This is a genomic window from Geomonas propionica (assembly GCF_016458235.1).
Lineage (GTDB): Bacteria > Desulfobacterota > Desulfuromonadia > Geobacterales > Geobacteraceae > Geomonas > Geomonas propionica.
Map to the genome: position 1 here is coordinate 135979 of NZ_JAEMHK010000003.1, position 14876 is coordinate 150854.

The 14876-nt window shown below is 64.6% G+C and carries 18 protein-coding genes; 8 read left to right on the forward strand and 10 right to left on the reverse strand.

What is annotated here, in order from left to right; genetic code table 11:
• The 7 genes from JFN90_RS05285 to JFN90_RS05315 all read right to left on the reverse strand — a co-directional run bounded on the left by JFN90_RS05285 (position 1) and on the right by JFN90_RS05315 (position 5667).
• A complete protein-coding gene (locus JFN90_RS05285; protein ID WP_199394058.1) occupies positions 1 to 366 on the reverse strand; it encodes a response regulator in 366 nt (121 codons plus the stop codon).
• The gene (locus tag JFN90_RS05290; protein ID WP_199394059.1) at positions 366 to 818 is read right to left on the reverse strand and encodes a chemotaxis protein CheW; all 453 of its coding nucleotides are present in this window, start codon (positions 816 to 818) and stop codon (positions 366 to 368) included. The genes JFN90_RS05285 and JFN90_RS05290 overlap by 1 nt, the downstream gene beginning before the upstream one ends.
• The gene (locus JFN90_RS05295) at positions 815 to 2101 is read right to left on the reverse strand and encodes a methyl-accepting chemotaxis protein (RefSeq protein WP_199394060.1); all 1287 of its coding nucleotides are present in this window, start codon (positions 2099 to 2101) and stop codon (positions 815 to 817) included. Before JFN90_RS05295 ends, JFN90_RS05290 begins: the two co-directional genes overlap by 4 nt.
• A gap of 40 nt (positions 2102 to 2141) precedes the next feature.
• Positions 2142 to 2972: a CheR family methyltransferase gene (locus JFN90_RS05300; RefSeq protein ID WP_199394061.1), complete on the reverse strand. Its 831-nt coding sequence runs from the start codon at positions 2970 to 2972 to the stop codon at positions 2142 to 2144.
• Between the two features lie 234 nt (positions 2973 to 3206).
• Positions 3207 to 4511: a pyridoxal phosphate-dependent aminotransferase gene (locus JFN90_RS05305; protein ID WP_199394062.1), complete on the reverse strand. Its 1305-nt coding sequence runs from the start codon at positions 4509 to 4511 to the stop codon at positions 3207 to 3209.
• Between the two features lie 242 nt (positions 4512 to 4753).
• Positions 4754 to 5317 (reverse strand): SH3 domain-containing protein, encoded by a 564-nt coding sequence (locus JFN90_RS05310; RefSeq protein WP_199394063.1) that lies wholly within the window; start codon positions 5315 to 5317, stop codon positions 4754 to 4756.
• The gene (locus JFN90_RS05315) at positions 5314 to 5667 is read right to left on the reverse strand and encodes a VOC family protein (RefSeq protein ID WP_199394064.1); all 354 of its coding nucleotides are present in this window, start codon (positions 5665 to 5667) and stop codon (positions 5314 to 5316) included. Before JFN90_RS05315 ends, JFN90_RS05310 begins: the two co-directional genes overlap by 4 nt.
• A gap of 117 nt (positions 5668 to 5784) precedes the next feature.
• Between JFN90_RS05315 and JFN90_RS05320 the strand changes: the two genes are divergently transcribed.
• From JFN90_RS05320 to JFN90_RS05330, 3 genes are all read left to right on the forward strand, one after another.
• Complete coding sequence (locus tag JFN90_RS05320) at positions 5785 to 7386, forward strand: thiolase family protein (RefSeq protein ID WP_199394065.1); 1602 nt, start codon at positions 5785 to 5787, stop codon at positions 7384 to 7386.
• A 91-nt stretch (positions 7387 to 7477) separates the two neighbouring features.
• Complete coding sequence (locus tag JFN90_RS05325) at positions 7478 to 7639, forward strand: hypothetical protein (protein WP_199394066.1); 162 nt, start codon at positions 7478 to 7480, stop codon at positions 7637 to 7639.
• Positions 7640 to 7733: 94 nt separating this feature from the next.
• Positions 7734 to 8345 (forward strand): flavodoxin family protein, encoded by a 612-nt coding sequence (locus JFN90_RS05330; protein WP_199394067.1) that lies wholly within the window; start codon positions 7734 to 7736, stop codon positions 8343 to 8345.
• Between the two features lie 13 nt (positions 8346 to 8358).
• On the opposite strand, the gene JFN90_RS05335 is transcribed toward JFN90_RS05330, so the two are convergent.
• Positions 8359 to 8559 carry a hypothetical protein gene (locus JFN90_RS05335; protein WP_199394068.1) on the reverse strand — a complete coding sequence of 67 codons (201 nt, stop codon included), beginning with the start codon at positions 8557 to 8559 and terminating at the stop codon, positions 8359 to 8361.
• 271 nt (positions 8560 to 8830) lie between these two features.
• Here JFN90_RS05335 and def point away from each other — a divergent pair, with 271 nt between their 5' ends.
• From def to JFN90_RS05360, 5 genes are all read left to right on the forward strand, one after another.
• On the forward strand, positions 8831 to 9349 hold the full coding sequence (def, locus tag JFN90_RS05340) for a peptide deformylase (protein WP_199394069.1): 519 nt from the start codon (positions 8831 to 8833) through the stop codon (positions 9347 to 9349).
• Entirely contained in the window at positions 9346 to 10302 is a 957-nt protein-coding gene (gene fmt / locus JFN90_RS05345; protein ID WP_199394070.1) for a methionyl-tRNA formyltransferase, read from the forward strand. Before def ends, fmt begins: the two co-directional genes overlap by 4 nt.
• Positions 10292 to 11062: a DUF116 domain-containing protein gene (locus JFN90_RS05350; protein WP_199394071.1), complete on the forward strand. Its 771-nt coding sequence runs from the start codon at positions 10292 to 10294 to the stop codon at positions 11060 to 11062. The genes fmt and JFN90_RS05350 overlap by 11 nt, the downstream gene beginning before the upstream one ends.
• Before the next feature lie 44 nt (positions 11063 to 11106).
• Positions 11107 to 12033, forward strand: coding sequence for a polysaccharide deacetylase family protein (locus tag JFN90_RS05355; RefSeq protein WP_236018884.1), 927 nt, complete (start codon positions 11107 to 11109; stop codon positions 12031 to 12033).
• Positions 12034 to 12131: 98 nt separating this feature from the next.
• Positions 12132 to 12998 carry an NlpC/P60 family protein gene (locus tag JFN90_RS05360; protein ID WP_199394072.1) on the forward strand — a complete coding sequence of 289 codons (867 nt, stop codon included), beginning with the start codon at positions 12132 to 12134 and terminating at the stop codon, positions 12996 to 12998.
• Positions 12999 to 13004: 6 nt separating this feature from the next.
• On the opposite strand, the gene JFN90_RS05365 is transcribed toward JFN90_RS05360, so the two are convergent.
• Both JFN90_RS05365 and JFN90_RS05370 read right to left on the reverse strand, forming a co-directional pair.
• Positions 13005 to 14039, reverse strand: coding sequence for an HD-GYP domain-containing protein (locus tag JFN90_RS05365; RefSeq protein ID WP_199394073.1), 1035 nt, complete (start codon positions 14037 to 14039; stop codon positions 13005 to 13007).
• Positions 14040 to 14226: 187 nt separating this feature from the next.
• Entirely contained in the window at positions 14227 to 14862 is a 636-nt protein-coding gene (locus JFN90_RS05370; protein ID WP_215906705.1) for a response regulator, read from the reverse strand.
• Positions 14863 to 14876: the final 14 nt, after the last annotated feature.

A 14876-nucleotide genomic window follows, 5' to 3' on the forward strand; every position in this document is an offset into this window, starting at 1 on the left:
TTACCCCTGGGCTACTTCCCTGAGCACCCGGGTCACCAACTCGGGGTTGAACGGCTTCAATATGAAGGCCTTGGCGCCGGCGTCGGTCGCGGCGGTGGTGAGCGCCTCCTGGCCGATGGCGGAGCACATCACCACCCGGGCCCCGGCGTCGTAGGCCATGATCTCCTGCAGCGCCTCGATGCCGGTCTTGTTGGGCATCACGATGTCCAGGGTGACCAGGTCGGGGAGGCACTCCTTGTACTTCTGCACCGCTTCCACGCCGTCGCTTGCCTCGTCGGCTATCTCGTACCCCTCCTCCACGAGGATGTCGCGCAGCATCTTCCTCATGAAAAGGGAGTCGTCAACTATCATGACCTTCAAGGCCATCAGGTACCTCCAGGTTTGGCATTGTTGGGGGCGCTTTGCTGCAGTTCCTGCTCCAGTCCGGTTAAAAGCGCCTCCAGGCGGAGCAGGTGCACGCTCCCGTGCGGCGTGTCGAGCACCGCCTCCGTGAGCGGGTCCTCGTGGCTGCTGGCGCCGGTGATGCTGGTGGCGTCCAGGATGGAGCCGACCGCGTCCACCTTGAGGGCGAGGTGAGCGAGCTTGGTGTCGATCACCAGGACCTTCCCCGGCAGCGGGCGCCCCTGCAGGCGCAGGTAACCGGCCAGGTCCACCAGCGCGGTGAGGTTGCCGTGGAAGTTGATCAACCCGTGGTAGTGGGAAGGCGCTCCCGCCAGGGGATAGCACCGCTGCGGCTCCATCACCTCGCAGACCTCCTGCAGGTTCAGGGCGAAGAGCTGCCGCGCCGCGCTGAACAGGAGCAGGCGTTCGGCGGTCACGCCTTGGGCTCCGGCGCACTGTCGGGCCCGACCTGGAAGCGCTCCACCGAGCGGAGCAGTTCGTCGGCCAGTTTGGAGAGCTCCTGGGTCTGGTACACCATCTCCTGCATCGCTGAGTGCTGCTCCTCGGTGGCGGCGGAGACCTCCTCGGTGGATGCGGCGTTGTCCTCGGCCACCTTGGCGATCTCGTCCACCATGCTCACCATCTTGGCGGCGCCGGTGGTCTGCATCTGGGACAGGTCGGCGATGGAGTTCGCCTTCCTCTCGGTTTCGACGACGGTGGCGAGGATCTCCTTGAAGGCGTCCGCGGTGGTGTCCAGGTTCTTCTTGCCCACGATGATGCCGCGCGAGCTGTCGGTGATGGTTTCCTGCACCCTGCGGCTTTCCACCTTGACCAGGTCGATCAGCTCCACGATGTCGGTGGCGCTCTTGGCGCTGCCGTCGGCGAGCTTTCTCACCTCCTCGGCCACCACGCCGAACCCCTTGCCGTACTCGCCGGCGCGGGCCGCCTCGATGGAGGCGTTCAGGGCGAGCAGGTTGGTCTGGCGCGACATCTCCACGATGAAGTCGGCGATCTTGCCCACCTGCTGCAGCTTCCCGTTCAGGTCCATGAACTGCATGCTGATCAGCTCCACGGAATCGAAGAAGCTCTTCAGCCGCTCCACCGAATCGGTGGCGAGCTCGCCCCCCTTCTGCGCGGTCTGGCTGGTCTCGCGTGCCGCCTTGGCGGTCTCCTTGGCCCGGCGCGCCACGAGGTCCACCGAGATCGCCATCTCGTGGATCACCTTGGCGCTTTTGGACAGCATCTCGGCCTGGTTCTCGGCCCCTCCCGAGATGCTCTCGATGGCCTGCGCCACCTCCTCGGTGGAGGCGTTGATCTCGAGGGCGCTGGAGGACAGGGTGCGGGACGACTCGGATACCTGTTCCGAGGTCTGCCGGATCTGGCGCACCAGGGTGCGCAGGTTCTCCTGCATGGTGTTTACGGAGAGCGCCATGGAATGGGTCTCGTCGGGGAAGCGGGTGGCCGGGAACTCCAGGTCGCGGGAGAGGTCCCCCTGGCTGATGGCCTCCGTGGCGCCGGTCAGCAGCGAGATGTTCTTGGTAAAGCTCCGGGAGAAGAAGGAGCCCAGGATGAGACCCACCGTGAGCGCCACCACGTAGGAGAGGACGCTGGTCAGCTCCGGCGAGTACTGCAGGTGCTGCACCGCGGAAGGAACGAAGACGACGGCGGCGACGACGGCCAGAAAGCCGAGGATGAACTTGTAGCCGATTTGGATGTACATGTGGGCGTGCTCCTTTTCCTGCTCAAAAAAATCGGTAGGGCTACAGGGCCCGGTAAATCCGCTCCACCGGGCAGATGGTCCGGAAGCGCTTGCGGGCGGTGCCGAAAAGGGTCTCGGCCTTGCCCAGCACCAGGTAGCCTCCGGGGGAAAGGGCGTCGGCGAAACCGTTCAGGACGGTTTCCTGCCGCTCCCTCTCGAAATAGATCAGCACGTTGCGACAAAGGATCAGGTCGCAGGGGTCCCACCCCTGCCGGTGGTTCAGGTCCGCGTGCTCGAAAAGGACCTGGTCGCGGACCTCGTCGCGCAGGCGGTAGCGCCCCGCCTCGGGGGCGAAGTGGCGCTCCAAAAGCCCCGGGGGGAGCTCCGCCAGACGGTCCTGATGGTACAACGCCTCCCGGGCCTGCTCCAGGATGGCCGTGTCCACGTCCACCCCGAGGATGGTGACCTGTCCCGCCTTGACGGCCTTGGGGCACCGCTCCTGCATGAGCAGCGCCAGGCTGTAAGGTTCCTCTCCGCCGGCACACCCGACACTCAGGGCGCGGACCTGGCCGCGCTGCTCGAGCAGCTGGGGCACGATCTCGGCACCCAGTTTTTCGAAGACCGATGGATTTCTGAAGAAGTGGGAAACATGGATGGTGAGCACCCGGAGCAGGTGGTCCTGTTCGGTCGTGCTCTGCGTGAGGAGTTCGCCGTAGGCCTCGGCGGAGGGGGAGTGGGTGGCGCGGACGCGGATGTGGATGCGCCGCTTGACGCATTTGTCCTTGTAGCCGTCCAGGGTGAACCCCGAGCGGGCTTTGAGGATGCGCCCGATGACCTCGAAGGTGTCTGGGGCGATATCCGGTTCGACGCTGCCGGTGATGCCGCTAAGCATGTGCCGCGCCGCGGGCGCTTGCCGCCGACCGCCTTCTTTCCGGTGCAACCGAGGCCATCTGAACCCCTACGGTGATGAGGATGCTGCCCAAATGGAGAATGGATAGCATATGTACGGCTCATTAGTCAATGAGGACGTCCACTTAAGCTTAAAAAAGCCCAACGGTGTGTGCGGGGGGGACAAAGGGGTCCCTCCCCCGGAGGGGAGGGACAGGGAGGGACGCCGCGGCGCGCCTTACGAGGCGAGGTAGGCGGCGATGTTGTCGGTCAGGGTGCGGTAGATCTTGCGGCACTCCTCCTCGTCGCGCTCGAGGAGCGTCACCCGGAAGCCCAGGAGCTCCGTGTTGAAGGAGGAGAGCGGCACCACGCAGATGCCGGTGTGGGCCAGGATGTAGTAGACGAAGCGCTTGTCGGGCGCCACGCCGGGCTGGTTCACGATCCCCTCCACCAGGGCGCGGATCTCCGGGTTGGTTATCGGCAGGCTCTGGGTGTCGTTCAAAACGCCGGGCTTGAAAGGGACCGCCATGTAGAAGGCGCCGTTGGTGCGGTTCACCGACAGTTCGGGGATCTTGGAGAGCGCGTCGAACATAATGTTGCTCATCTTTTCATAGCGGCCGATGCGCTCTTTCAGGTAGTTGTGGTACTCCGGGTGCTTCATCACGGCCGGGAGGCAGCGCTGCGGCAGGGTCGTGGAGCAGACCTCGTTCATCTTCGAGGAGAGGATGGAGTTGACGAACTTCTTGAAGCGCGGGTCGCGCTCGCCGTTGTAGACCTCGATCCAGCCGCAACGGGAGCCGGGCCAGGGGAGTTCCTTGGAGATCCCTTTCATCGCGATGGCCGGCACTTCGCCGATCAGGTCGGAGATGGGGACCGTGTGCTCGCCGTTGTAGACGATGTTGCTGTACACCTCGTCCGCGATCAGGAACAGGTCGTACTTCTTGGCGATGGCCACGATCTGCTTGAGCACCTCGGGGGGGTAGACCATGCCGGTCGGGTTGTCCGGGTTGATGAGCATGATGCCCGAGATCTGCGGGTTGTACTTAACGTGGCACTCCAAGTCGTCCATGTCCGGGTACCAGTTGTCCTCGGGCTTCAAGCGGTAGCAGACCGGGACCGCGTTGGCGTGGGCCGCCTCGCCGATGGAGTGGGTGGTGTAGGTCGGCGACGGCATCAGCACGCGGCTCTCGGCCCTCAGGTTTCCGTAGACCTTGGCGATGGCGTCCCCGAGGCCGTTGAAGAAGATGATGTCGTCCGGGGTGATCTGCGCCCCGCCCCGCTGGTTGGTGATGCTGCAGATGAATTCCCGGGTCTCCAGGACGCCGCGGGTCGGGCAGTAGGCGTAGCTTTCGTCGTGCATCGCCTCGGCCGCAACGATCTCCTTCATCCAGAGCGGGATGTTCTCTCCCTTGACGATGGGATCCCCGATGTTCTCCCAATTGATCTTCACCCCGAGGCGCTGCACCTTCTCGGCCACCGTGACGATGTTTCGGATTTCGTAGGTCAGTTCTCCCGCGCCGGGAGTGACTATCTCGTTGCGCATTCTTTCTCCCCCTGATGGTATGTGTCTGCTGGACTGAAGCGAATTTTGCATAAAAAAAGGCCGTGGGGGTCCCCCACGGCCTTCAGTAGAAATCTAATTTTCTAATCAGCAGTGGCGGCTCTAAAAGGGTCTGGCCGCTGCTGCCGCGTGGACGGAGCCACGTGATGTAACGTTGTTAGTATACATGACGCCTCAAATAACATGCAGGGATTTCAATGTCAATGCTTTTTCTATTTAACAGCTTACTTCAGCGAGACGGTGAGCCTGCCGTCGGGGTCGCGCCAGCGCAGCCACCCCGCCGGCGCCTCGACCCGCGCCCACTCCTTTTCCACCTCGATGACCCTGACTTCACGGTCCCGTGAAAGCGGCGGGGCGGGGCTCGCCTCGCCGCCGGGGGTGAGACGCACTTGGTACCATTCCTTTTTCAGCCCGGGGAGAAGGCGCACCGTGCGCCCGGGAAGAAAGTCCCGCCACTCGCGGTACTCCCAGCCGCGCGCCTGCGCGAGCCACCCCTGGCGTCCCGCCTCGTCCAGCGCAACCTTGACCCAGCCGCCGCGCCGTTCGCTCGCCGCCAAAAGCGGCTCCGTGTCGCTGCCGGAGAGCCGCGGCAGCGCCTGGGGCGTCGTCTCGGCGACCCGCAGCATCCCCGGCTCCTGGTACAGCGCTACGCTCTCCGGCTGCCATCCCGCCTCCTGCTTGAGGATCAGGACGCCGCACCCGCTGAAAGGGCGCGGCGCAGGGAGGGCGGCCAGCGCCGCCGAACCCGCGCCGAAAAGGAGCAGTGCGGCGGTCAGAACTCTTTTCACATTTCCACCAGGGCGAACTCGTTGCCGTCCGGGTCGGCGACAACTGCCATTTTGCCCCACGGGCTCTTTTCCAGCGGCTCGGTGAAGCGCACACCTTCCTGGGTCAGCTTGGCGTAGAGTTCCTCCAGCCCCTTCACGGTGAAGGTGATGCCGGTGTGGCGGCCGACCAGCTTCTGAGCTGCCTCGTGCATGGCGAGCGACACGCCCAGGCCGGTTCCCTCAGTCGGGAGGAATTCCATCATGTACTCGGTCTCCTGTCCGGCGGGGAGCCCCAGCTGCTCCCGATAAAAACGGCGCGCGGCCTTGATGTCCTTGACAAATACAACAACATTCTTAATTTTTTCTACCATGAAAACCACCTTGAGTGATATGTTGTGACAGCGTTCTAATACATAGCAGAGTGGGCGGGCGCTGGCAAGGCTATTCAGTCGCCGGACGGCGGCGGACGCCCGTTGCAGGAGGGATCCGTGACGCAGCATTTCAAACCCAGGGAGGTCTACGTCGCCTCCTCGTATGCAGCCCCGGTCGGGCGCTACAACGGCCGCGAGCGTGAGGCGCTGAGCTTCTTGCAGATGGCGGAAAAGGCCGGCGAGGTGTTCGCCGGGAGCCGGATCCGCCGCTCCGAGGTGGGCGCGGTCGTGGTCGGCTGCCAGAACCCGGTCGCCTTTTCCGGGGTGGACAACACTGCGGCCAAGATCGCCGGGGTGCTCGGCATCTCGGGGGCGAAGTCGGTGCTGATCGACACCGCCTCCTCTTCCGGCGCCTCGGCCTTGGAGTACGCCTACCTGCAGATCGCCTCCGGGCGCTGCGACCATGTGCTCGCCATCGGCATCCAGAAGATGAGCGACGTTTCCACAGGCCAGGCGACCCGCATCGTCGCGGGGGTGATCGACAAGGACGAGGCCGAGTTCGGGCTTTCCATGCCTGCCTGCGGCGCCCTGGTGGCCCGCTCGCTCATCGAGCGCCTCAAGCTCTCCACCGAGGAGTGGACCGCCTTCTCCGCGCTTTTGACCCAGCGGGCCCACCGCTTCGCCGCCAGAAATCCCGACGCCCATCTCAATTTCGAGATCCCGCTCGAGGAGTACTACCGCCAGATCGTCACCGGCAAGAACTACCGCTACTGGTGGCCTTTGCGCTACCACGACTTCTGCCCCATGTCGGACGGGGTGGCCGCCGTGCTCCTCTCCGCCACGCCGCACGAGGTGATCGTGTCGGGGGTGGGGAGCGCGACCGACATCCCCACCATCGCCGACCGCCCCTACTTTCACAGCTTCCCCGCCACGGTGCGCGCCGCCGCCGAGGCCTATGCCATGGCCGGCATCAGGAAGATCACCGACTTCGCCGGCAAGATCCACGTCAACATGCATGACCCCTTCAACGGCTTCGGCCCCATCAACATGGTGGACCTGGGCTTCGTGCCCCGGCGCCGCATCCTCGAGTCGCTCTTGAACGACGAACTGACCGGCGAGTTCGGCAGCTTCCCCACCAATATCACCGGCGGCCTCAAGGGACGCGGCCACCCGCTCGGAGCCACCGGCATGATCCAGATCGTGGAGAACCACCGCCTGATCACCGGCGGGCGCTTCCAGATGGGGCTCGCCCACTCCATCGGCGGGCCGATCAACAACAACGTAGTGACCCTCCTGGAGCGCACCAGCCATTACCGACAGCGCTCCCACCCCCAACTTTCCCCCTGGGGACTCCCCCCGCTGGGGCGCATGAAGCCCAAGAACCTGAACCTCGGCGAGCTGTTGACCGGTGAGCCGGTAACGGGACGCTTCGTCGCCGCCACCACCCGCTTCGACTTCAAGACCGGCGCCCCGGAAGGGATCATCCTGATCGTCTCCTGCCTGGCCCACGGGGAGCGCCACTCCTTCCTGTTCGGGGTGGGAGGGGAGCACTACGCGGAGATCGTGCAGTTGAAATCGGGGGAGCCGGTGAGCCTGGAGAGAAGCGGCGACGAGATCCTCGTGAACCGCATCCCGGTCAAGAAGTTCTACCGGCGCACCATGGACGGCGTGCTCGAGCTGGCAGGCAGCGGCTGGAAGAAGCTCACCGGCCAGGGGTAGCGGTTTGCCTTGACAGGGGACGCGGTATCGGTATAGTAGCCGCCGGCCCGGCGTCCCTGGGCGAGAAGCTTAAGTAAGGAGCAAGCGCAACATGACCCTGCTGTTCAAGATCCTGGGCGTCATCTTCGCCCTTTTCATCGTGCTGTTCGTGTTCATCGTGATCGAGGAGTCCTTCCTGGGCGGGCGCCGCAGGAGGAAGCTGGAGCGCAAGGCGCAGGCCGAGCAGGCGGCGCGGGACGAGGACGGAAAGTAAGTAGTACCTGTAATCTCCCCTCGCCCTTCGGGAGAGGGGCAGGGGTGAGGGAGCTGCCGCGGGTTCGCAGGCTTTCGAGGGTATCGGAGGCATTATGGGAGACGCACTGAAGGTGGTCGCCATAGTGGGGAGCTACCGCAAGGGGGGGATGGTCGACCAGGTCGTGGACGCCGTCCTCGCCGGGGCGTCCGAGGCCGGCGCGCAGGTGCAGAAGGTGTATCTTCTCGACACCCACGTCGAGTTCTGCACCAACTGCCGCCTCTGCACCCAGGCGCCCGGAGGCGCGCGTGGCATCTGCCCGGTTGCCGACGAGATGGCGCGGCTGCTCGACCTGGTGGAGGGGTGCCAGGCGCTGGTGCTCGCCTCGCCGACCAACTTCGGCTCGGTCACCGCGCTCACCAAGCGCTTCGCGGAACGGCTGGTCTGCTACGCCTACTGGCCCTGGGGGGTGCCCGCTCCCAAGGTGCGCAGCAAGGAGAAGCCCAGGCGGGCCGTGCTGGTGGCGGCAAGCGCGGCGCCGGGCTTCCTGGCGCGGCTGTTCACGCCGGTCGTGAAGACGCTCCGGCAGAGCGCGGAACTATTGGGCGCAAGTTGCGTGGGGACGGTGTTTGTGGGGTTCGCGGCCAAGGAGGAACATCAGGGCGCGGGGCGGCGGGTGCTGGAGAAGGCGCGCCATATGGGACAACGGCTGGTGGCGGGGCGTTAGCTGTCGAGTCGGTCTAGCGGGGAGCAGCCATGGTGAAGCCGTCCTCGCGCCCCCAGATGCGGCGCGGGCGCCTGGCCGGCAGGCGGGACGGAGCGTCGGCGCGCCCATGGGCCAGCAGGTGCGGCAGGGCGGCGGCTGCCGAGAGAAGGGGTGTCGGGGCCTGTTTTTTTGCTGCGTTGAGTGTTGTCGATGCTGCTACGATCTGCTGCCTCATGTATTCCTCCTGCTGCTGCCTGTCGAACCTTGGGACAAGCAAGAGGTGTTCCCTCTCGCCAACTATTCGATATTGCAGGAACCGGTGCGGCGGGTGCGGCTTTTTTGACCGTCGTAATTTTGACTTTGGGCCCGGCGTCGCCGGGATTTTGACGCGCGCCGGCGCCGGTCGGCGTCCCCGCAGCGCTGCCTCCCTCATGAGTATCTCGTTGATTTTTTCCCGACAACTTTAGTATAGTGACCCGGATAGACCCAACGCAAAGGACGGACATATGCTGCGAAAAATATTAACCTATCCGGATCCGGAGCTGAAGAAGCGCTCCCTGCCGGTTACCGTGATCAACGAAAAGACCCGCGAACTGGTGCGGGACATGGCCGAAACCATGTACGACGCCCCCGGCGTCGGCCTGGCCGCCCCCCAGATCGGCGTGCATCAGCGCATCGTGGTGATCGACGTATCGAGCCAGGATGAGAGCCCCGAGCTGATCGTCGCCATCAACCCCGAGATCGTCCACGCCGAAGGCGAGGCCTACGAGGAGGAGGGGTGCCTGTCGGTGCCCAAGTTCTCGGCCAACGTGCGGCGCCACGCCCGCGTGGTGGTGAAGATGCTGAACCTCGACGGCGAGGAGATTGTGATCCGCGCCGATGACCTCCTGGCCATCGCCTTCCAGCACGAGATCGACCACCTGGACGGTGTCCTGTTCATAGACCACCTCTCCCCGCTCAAGAAGGGGCTTTTCCGCAAGCGCTATCAGCGCGCCCAGGAAGAGGCAAAGGAGCAGCTTCGATGACCGGTTTGCGCATCATCTTCATGGGAACGCCCGAATTCGCCTGCCCGACCCTGCGCACCCTGATCGAGCGCGGTGAAAACGTGGTGGCCGTTGTCACCCAGCCCGACCGCCCCAAGGGGAGGGGCCAGCAGACCCTGCCGCCGCCGGTGAAGGTGTTGGCCGAGGAGCACGGCATCCCGGTGCTGCAGCCGGTGAAGGTGCGCTTGCCCGAATCCATCGAGCAGATCCGCGCCCTCGAGCCGGACCTGATCGTCGTGATCGCCTTCGGGCAGATCCTCCCCAAGGCGCTTTTGGACATCCCCAAGCACGGCTGCATCAACGTGCACGCCTCGCTGCTGCCGCGCTACCGTGGCGCAGCGCCCCTCAACTGGTGCATCATCAACGGCGAGAACGAGACCGGGGTCACCACCATGATGATGGACGTCGGCCTCGACACCGGCGACATGCTCCTGAAAAGCGCGACCCCCATCGATCCGGACGAGGACACCCAGAGCCTGCACGACCGCATGTCGCGGTTGGGCGCCGAGCTCCTGGCGGAGACCCTGGACCGCCTGGTGGCCGGGGAACTGATCCCGGAGAAGCAGGACGACGCGCTCACCTGCTACGCCCCCATGATGAAGAAGGAGGACGGCCTCATCGACTGGACCAGGAGCGCCCGCGACATCAAGAACCAGGTGCGCGGCATGACCCCCTGGCCCGGTGCCTTCAGCTTCCTCGACGACAAGCTCCTGAAGGTGTACAAGGTGCAGGCCACCGCCGGGACCGGTAACCCCGGCGAGGTGGTGGCCGCCGGCCGCGACGGCATCGAGGTCGCCTGCGGTGAGGGGAGCCTTCTGATCCGCGAGCTGCAATTGGAAGGGAAGAAGCGCATGGCGGCGGGGGATTTCCTCGCCGGCTACAAGGTGCCGGCAGGTTCCCTGCTGGGCAGGAAGGACTGCGCAGTTGGGGCATAAGGGCGCCAATCAGAAGCCGCCCCAGAAGCGGCTCTTCGTGGCACTCATGGGGGTGACCTGCCTTTTGGTGGTGGGGCTCATCTACCTGGGGTGGTACATCCCGACCATGGGGCTCGCCAACATCCACCCGGACCTGCCGCGTGTGGTGGGGATGGTCTTTGCCGTCCTCTCCGGTATCGCGGTGCTCGGGACTGCGCTGTTGGTGCTCACCACGGCGCTCGGCAAGGACATTCTCGGCACGAAGTTCATGCGCGGGGTGGTGATCAAGTTCCTGCTTCCGCTCATCGAGCAGATCGGCAAGCTCTGCGGCATTTCTAAGGACACCATCCGCCAGTCCTTCGTGGCCATGAACAACTCCCTGGTGATTTCGCAGCGCCTGAAGATCAATGCCGACCGGATCCTGATCCTGCTGCCCCACTGCCTGCAGCTCGCCGAGTGCGAGATCAAGGTCACCGGCGAGATAGACAAGTGTCTGCGCTGCGGCCGTTGCGACATCATGGGGCTCGCCGACCTGGCCCGCAAGTACAACATCGACATCTCGGTGGCCACCGGCGGCACCCTGGCCCGCAAGGTCATCATCGAAAAGCGCCCCAAGCTGGTCCTGGCCGTCGCCTGCGAACGGGACCTCACCTCCGGGATCAAGGACTGCTACCCCCTACCGGTGATCGGGGTGCTCAACGATCGCCCCTTCGGCCCCTGCTTCAACACCCGCGTCGACGTCGACAAGATCGACGCCGCGCTCCGCTCGGTGCTGGCCTAGCCGCCGCGCCCGGCGGCGGCCCGCACCCGGCCAAAGAGTCCGTCATGCGTCTTTTCTGCTCCCTGCTCCTTTTCCTCCCGCTTTTTCTCGGCGCCTCGCGCGCTTGCCACGCCCAACAGATCACCGAATACCGTGTGCTGCGCGAGCCGGTCGCCGACCGCTCCGGGCGGCCGCTTTGGGCGGTCCGCAGTTTCAAGGAGGCGGGGGTGCCGCACCGGCTTGCGGTCGATGCCGTCACCCTGCAGAGCTATGACCTTCCGGCGGCGGACCTGGTTCCCCGGAAGGGCGCCCCCGGCTTCTACGCCACCCGTCTCGGGCGCGCGGTCAAGCGCTACACCGCTTCCCCCTACCGGCTGCAAAACGGCGGCGCCACCCGCGCCGACAGCGGCGCCGACGGCTTTTTCCTCACCGTCGATCTCTGCCCCTCAAAGCGCCCCTTCGAGCGCGAGCTGTTCGAGACCGCCGAAGCGTTCGCCAGGGAGAAGGTGGTCCCGGTGGCGGTGATGGTCAGCGGGCTCTGGCTCGAGAGCCACCCGGAGGAGGTCGCCTACCTTAAGGGGGAGATCGCCGCGGGCAGGCTGGCGGTCACCTGGGTGAACCACTCCTGGCACCACCACTACGACCCGAAGGCCCCCCTGGCCGCCAACTTCCTGCTCGCCCCGGGAACCGACCTCCGCGCCGAGGTGCTGCAGGTGGAGCAAGAGCTTCTCTCCCGCGGCCTGGTCCCCTCGCCCTTCTTCCGCTTTCCGGGGCTCGTGTCCGATGGCGCCGCCATGAACCTCTTGGCTGAGCTCTCCCTGGTGCCGATCGGCGCCGACGCCTGGCTCGCCAAGGGGGAGCAGCCCCAGCCCGGCAGCTTCATCCTGGTGCACGGCAACGGTAACGAGCCGAAAGGGATCAAGCTGGCGCTGCCGCTCTTGAAGGGGCCCGGGGTGCACCTTATGCCGCTCCCGGCGGCCTTCGCGCAGTGATCGCCCCCCGCTTTCGCGCCACAACCCGCGGCTCCTGCCGCACTTGCACCGGCCCTGGCAGTTAAAGCCGCTCGCGCCGGTCCTGTCACGAGGTAGTCATGAAGACTCTTCTCCTTGCAGTAATAGCCCTTGCCCTACTCGTTACCCCGTTCTCCCCCCGCAACGCCGCCGGTGCTCCCCCGAAACGGGTAGTCGCCCTCTCCTACACCCCGGTCCTCAACACCCCCGATTTCGCGGGCAGCTTCGATGGTAAGGTTCGGCTCGACCCCTGCCGCGGCGTGCGCCCCATCGAATTCATCGCCCTGCCGGGCACGCTCTTCACTGTGCAGGGGGAGCTGGAGAAGAACGGCGTCAAGGTGCTGCGGGTCACCAGCAATGATTACCCGTATCCATCCAAAACCGGGTTGTTCGTCGACGCCCGTTTTGTGGAGGCGGCCGGTCCGGCTGTAGAGGAGCGCCGTCCGCATCTGCCGGAGCTGGCGGAGATCCAGAAACGGCTTTTGGCGGCCCTGGCCAAACCGTATGTCTGGGGAGGCAACGTGAAGGACGGCGTTCCCTTGCTGCGCAAGTACTACCCGCAGGGGGACCCGCTGGCGGGCGTGGACTGTTCCGGCCTTCTCTACCAGGCGACCGACGGCTTCACCCCCCGGAACACCTCGACCCTGATCGGCTACGGCGCGGCGGTCCCGGTGGCGGGGCTCTCCGCCGAGGCGATCGCGCGCAAGCTCGTGCCGCTGGACCTTCTGGTCTGGAACGGGCACGTGATGATGGTCCTGGACAATGATTCCATTATTGAAAGCAGGATGGGGTGCGGCGGGAAGGCAAGCGGGGTCATGATCACGCCCAAGCTGGAGCTTGTCCGGCAGATTATGAAAACGAGAAAGCCCGCGGACAGCTTCCTGCAGGGGAGCGCCGGGGCCCGGAGTTTCGTGGTGCGCAGATGGTTCCCCGCAACGGGGAGGTGATGCGCCCTAAGCCCGGGCGCGCACCAGGCTAAGGGTCGCGGTGGGGGTGCCCGGTTCGACCGGCGCCTCCCCAAGCACTTCCTCGGAGGAGGGGAGTGCGCCTTCCGGGACCACCTTCAGGAAGACCTCCACGACCTCCGGGTCGAGCGCCTCGCCGCTCATGGCGCGGACCATATCCAGGGCCTCGGTTTCCAGGAACCTGTCGCGGTAGGAGCGGTCCGTAGTCAGCGCGTCGTAGATGTCGGCCACTGCGACGATGCGGGCCTCCAGCGGGATCGCTTCACCTTTCAGGCCCATGGGGTAGCCGGTCCCATCGTACTTCTCGTGATGGTGGCGGATGATGTTCTTGGCCACTTCCGAGAGGCGCGCCTTTTCGGCAAGGTCGGCGCCCCAGTCGGTGTGCAGCTTCATGGTCTTGAACTCGTCCTCATTGAGACGGCCGCTGCCGTTGAGGATCAGTTCCGAAACGCCTATTTTGCCGCAGTCGTGCAGCCAGCTGCCGTACTTGATCTGGCGCAGGGTGTCCTTGGAGAGCCCCATCGCTTCGGCAATGAGCAGAGCGTAGACCGCAACGCGGTCGCAGTGCCCCTTGGTGTTGGGGTCCTTCAGTTCAATAGTCTGGGCCAGGGACCGCAGCACCGCCTCATCCTCCCGCCTCATGGCCTGCACGGTCCGATAGCGCCTGAGCCCCTCCTGCACCACTTCCAGAATTTCCTGATTTTTCCATGGTTTCAAAAGGTAGCGGAACACCTCCGAGCTGTTGATGGCGGTGAGCGCGGTGGCGAGGTCGACATAGGAGGAGATGAGCACCTTGACGGTGTCTGGGGAAATCTGGCGCAGTCGGGAGAGAAAGTCGAGGCCGGACATGCCGGGCATCCGGTTGTCCGAGACCACGACGGCGATCTCATGGTGGCGGAACAGCTCCAGGGCCTCGGCCGCGTTTTCCGCGGTGATGAGGTCGATGCCATGTGACCTGAACAGGTCGAGGGAGGTCTCCAGAATCAGTTTGTTGTCGTCCACGAAGAGTACTTCAGCCGCCATCGTTGCATCCCCCGCTCATGATTCATGGCATAAAAGCATTTCACCGGTACAGCGCTTTCCAGGTCGAGTGCGTACGCGGCTGCATGGTATTCCTTCGTGTATTTGTTGTCAATTCCTAATCTCTACTTGAGCGGTGCGGTAAGCGCGGGGGCGATCACTCGCGCAGCGAACCCTACTGACACCCGAACTACTCCGAAACATTCATGTTCATCCGGTACGTCCCGTACTTGATCCGGGTCAGCACGTTTTTTTCCAGCATGATCTGGAAGGTTGCGACGACAGTCGGCTTACTGGCGCCCAAGGCCTCCGCCACCTCGTCGTAGGTGCCGTTGAAAATGTTGTCCGCGTCAAGGTGGTTGAGGACGTACTCCATGATTTCCGCCCGCCTGCCGCCGAGAGTATCGAGGATCTTGAGGACGAACTCCTTCTTTTCAACCCCGTTGTCTGACGCTTTGCCCTCGGTTACCTTCTTGGTAGCCAAGTCGGAGAGGAGTTCCAGCATGTCGTGGAAGTTGAACGGCTTCAAGAGGTAGCCGTCAGCCTTGAAGCGAAAGGCGTCGAGCAGGTACTCCGACTCGGAATGGGCCGAAACCATGACGACCGCAACTGCCGGATCCTTTTGTTTAATGGCGTTGAGCAGTTCGAGGCCCGACAGGCCGGGCATGCGGATGTCGGTGAGTACGATGTCGGGGTGATGCTCTTCCAGCGCACGCAGGGCCTCATCTGCGCTGCCGACACAGACCGTGTTTTTGCTGAAACTGCTCAACACCAGTTTCATCTGCTCCCTGGCAGTCTCCTCGTCATCCACAAAAAGAATCGTCATTTGTTGCAACGCCG

Coding starts and splice junctions, on each gene's coding strand:
- JFN90_RS05300 (WP_199394061.1), bottom strand. CDS start 2,972: ATGCTTAGCGGCATCACCGGCAGCGTCGAACCGGATATCGCCCCAGAC.
- JFN90_RS05365 (WP_199394073.1), bottom strand. CDS start 14,039: ATGGCGGCTGAAGTACTCTTCGTGGACGACAACAAACTGATTCTGGAG.
- JFN90_RS05360 (WP_199394072.1), top strand. CDS start 12,132: ATGAAGACTCTTCTCCTTGCAGTAATAGCCCTTGCCCTACTCGTTACC.
- JFN90_RS05330 (WP_199394067.1), top strand. CDS start 7,734: ATGGGAGACGCACTGAAGGTGGTCGCCATAGTGGGGAGCTACCGCAAG.
- JFN90_RS05370 (WP_215906705.1), bottom strand. CDS start 14,862: ATGACGATTCTTTTTGTGGATGACGAGGAGACTGCCAGGGAGCAGATG.
- JFN90_RS05325 (WP_199394066.1), top strand. CDS start 7,478: ATGACCCTGCTGTTCAAGATCCTGGGCGTCATCTTCGCCCTTTTCATC.
- JFN90_RS05305 (WP_199394062.1), bottom strand. CDS start 4,511: ATGCGCAACGAGATAGTCACTCCCGGCGCGGGAGAACTGACCTACGAA.
- JFN90_RS05355 (WP_236018884.1), top strand. CDS start 11,107: ATGCGTCTTTTCTGCTCCCTGCTCCTTTTCCTCCCGCTTTTTCTCGGC.
- JFN90_RS05295 (WP_199394060.1), bottom strand. CDS start 2,101: ATGTACATCCAAATCGGCTACAAGTTCATCCTCGGCTTTCTGGCCGTC.
- fmt (WP_199394070.1), top strand. CDS start 9,346: ATGACCGGTTTGCGCATCATCTTCATGGGAACGCCCGAATTCGCCTGC.
- JFN90_RS05335 (WP_199394068.1), bottom strand. CDS start 8,559: ATGAGGCAGCAGATCGTAGCAGCATCGACAACACTCAACGCAGCAAAA.
- def (WP_199394069.1), top strand. CDS start 8,831: ATGCTGCGAAAAATATTAACCTATCCGGATCCGGAGCTGAAGAAGCGC.
- JFN90_RS05285 (WP_199394058.1), bottom strand. CDS start 366: ATGGCCTTGAAGGTCATGATAGTTGACGACTCCCTTTTCATGAGGAAG.
- JFN90_RS05315 (WP_199394064.1), bottom strand. CDS start 5,667: ATGGTAGAAAAAATTAAGAATGTTGTTGTATTTGTCAAGGACATCAAG.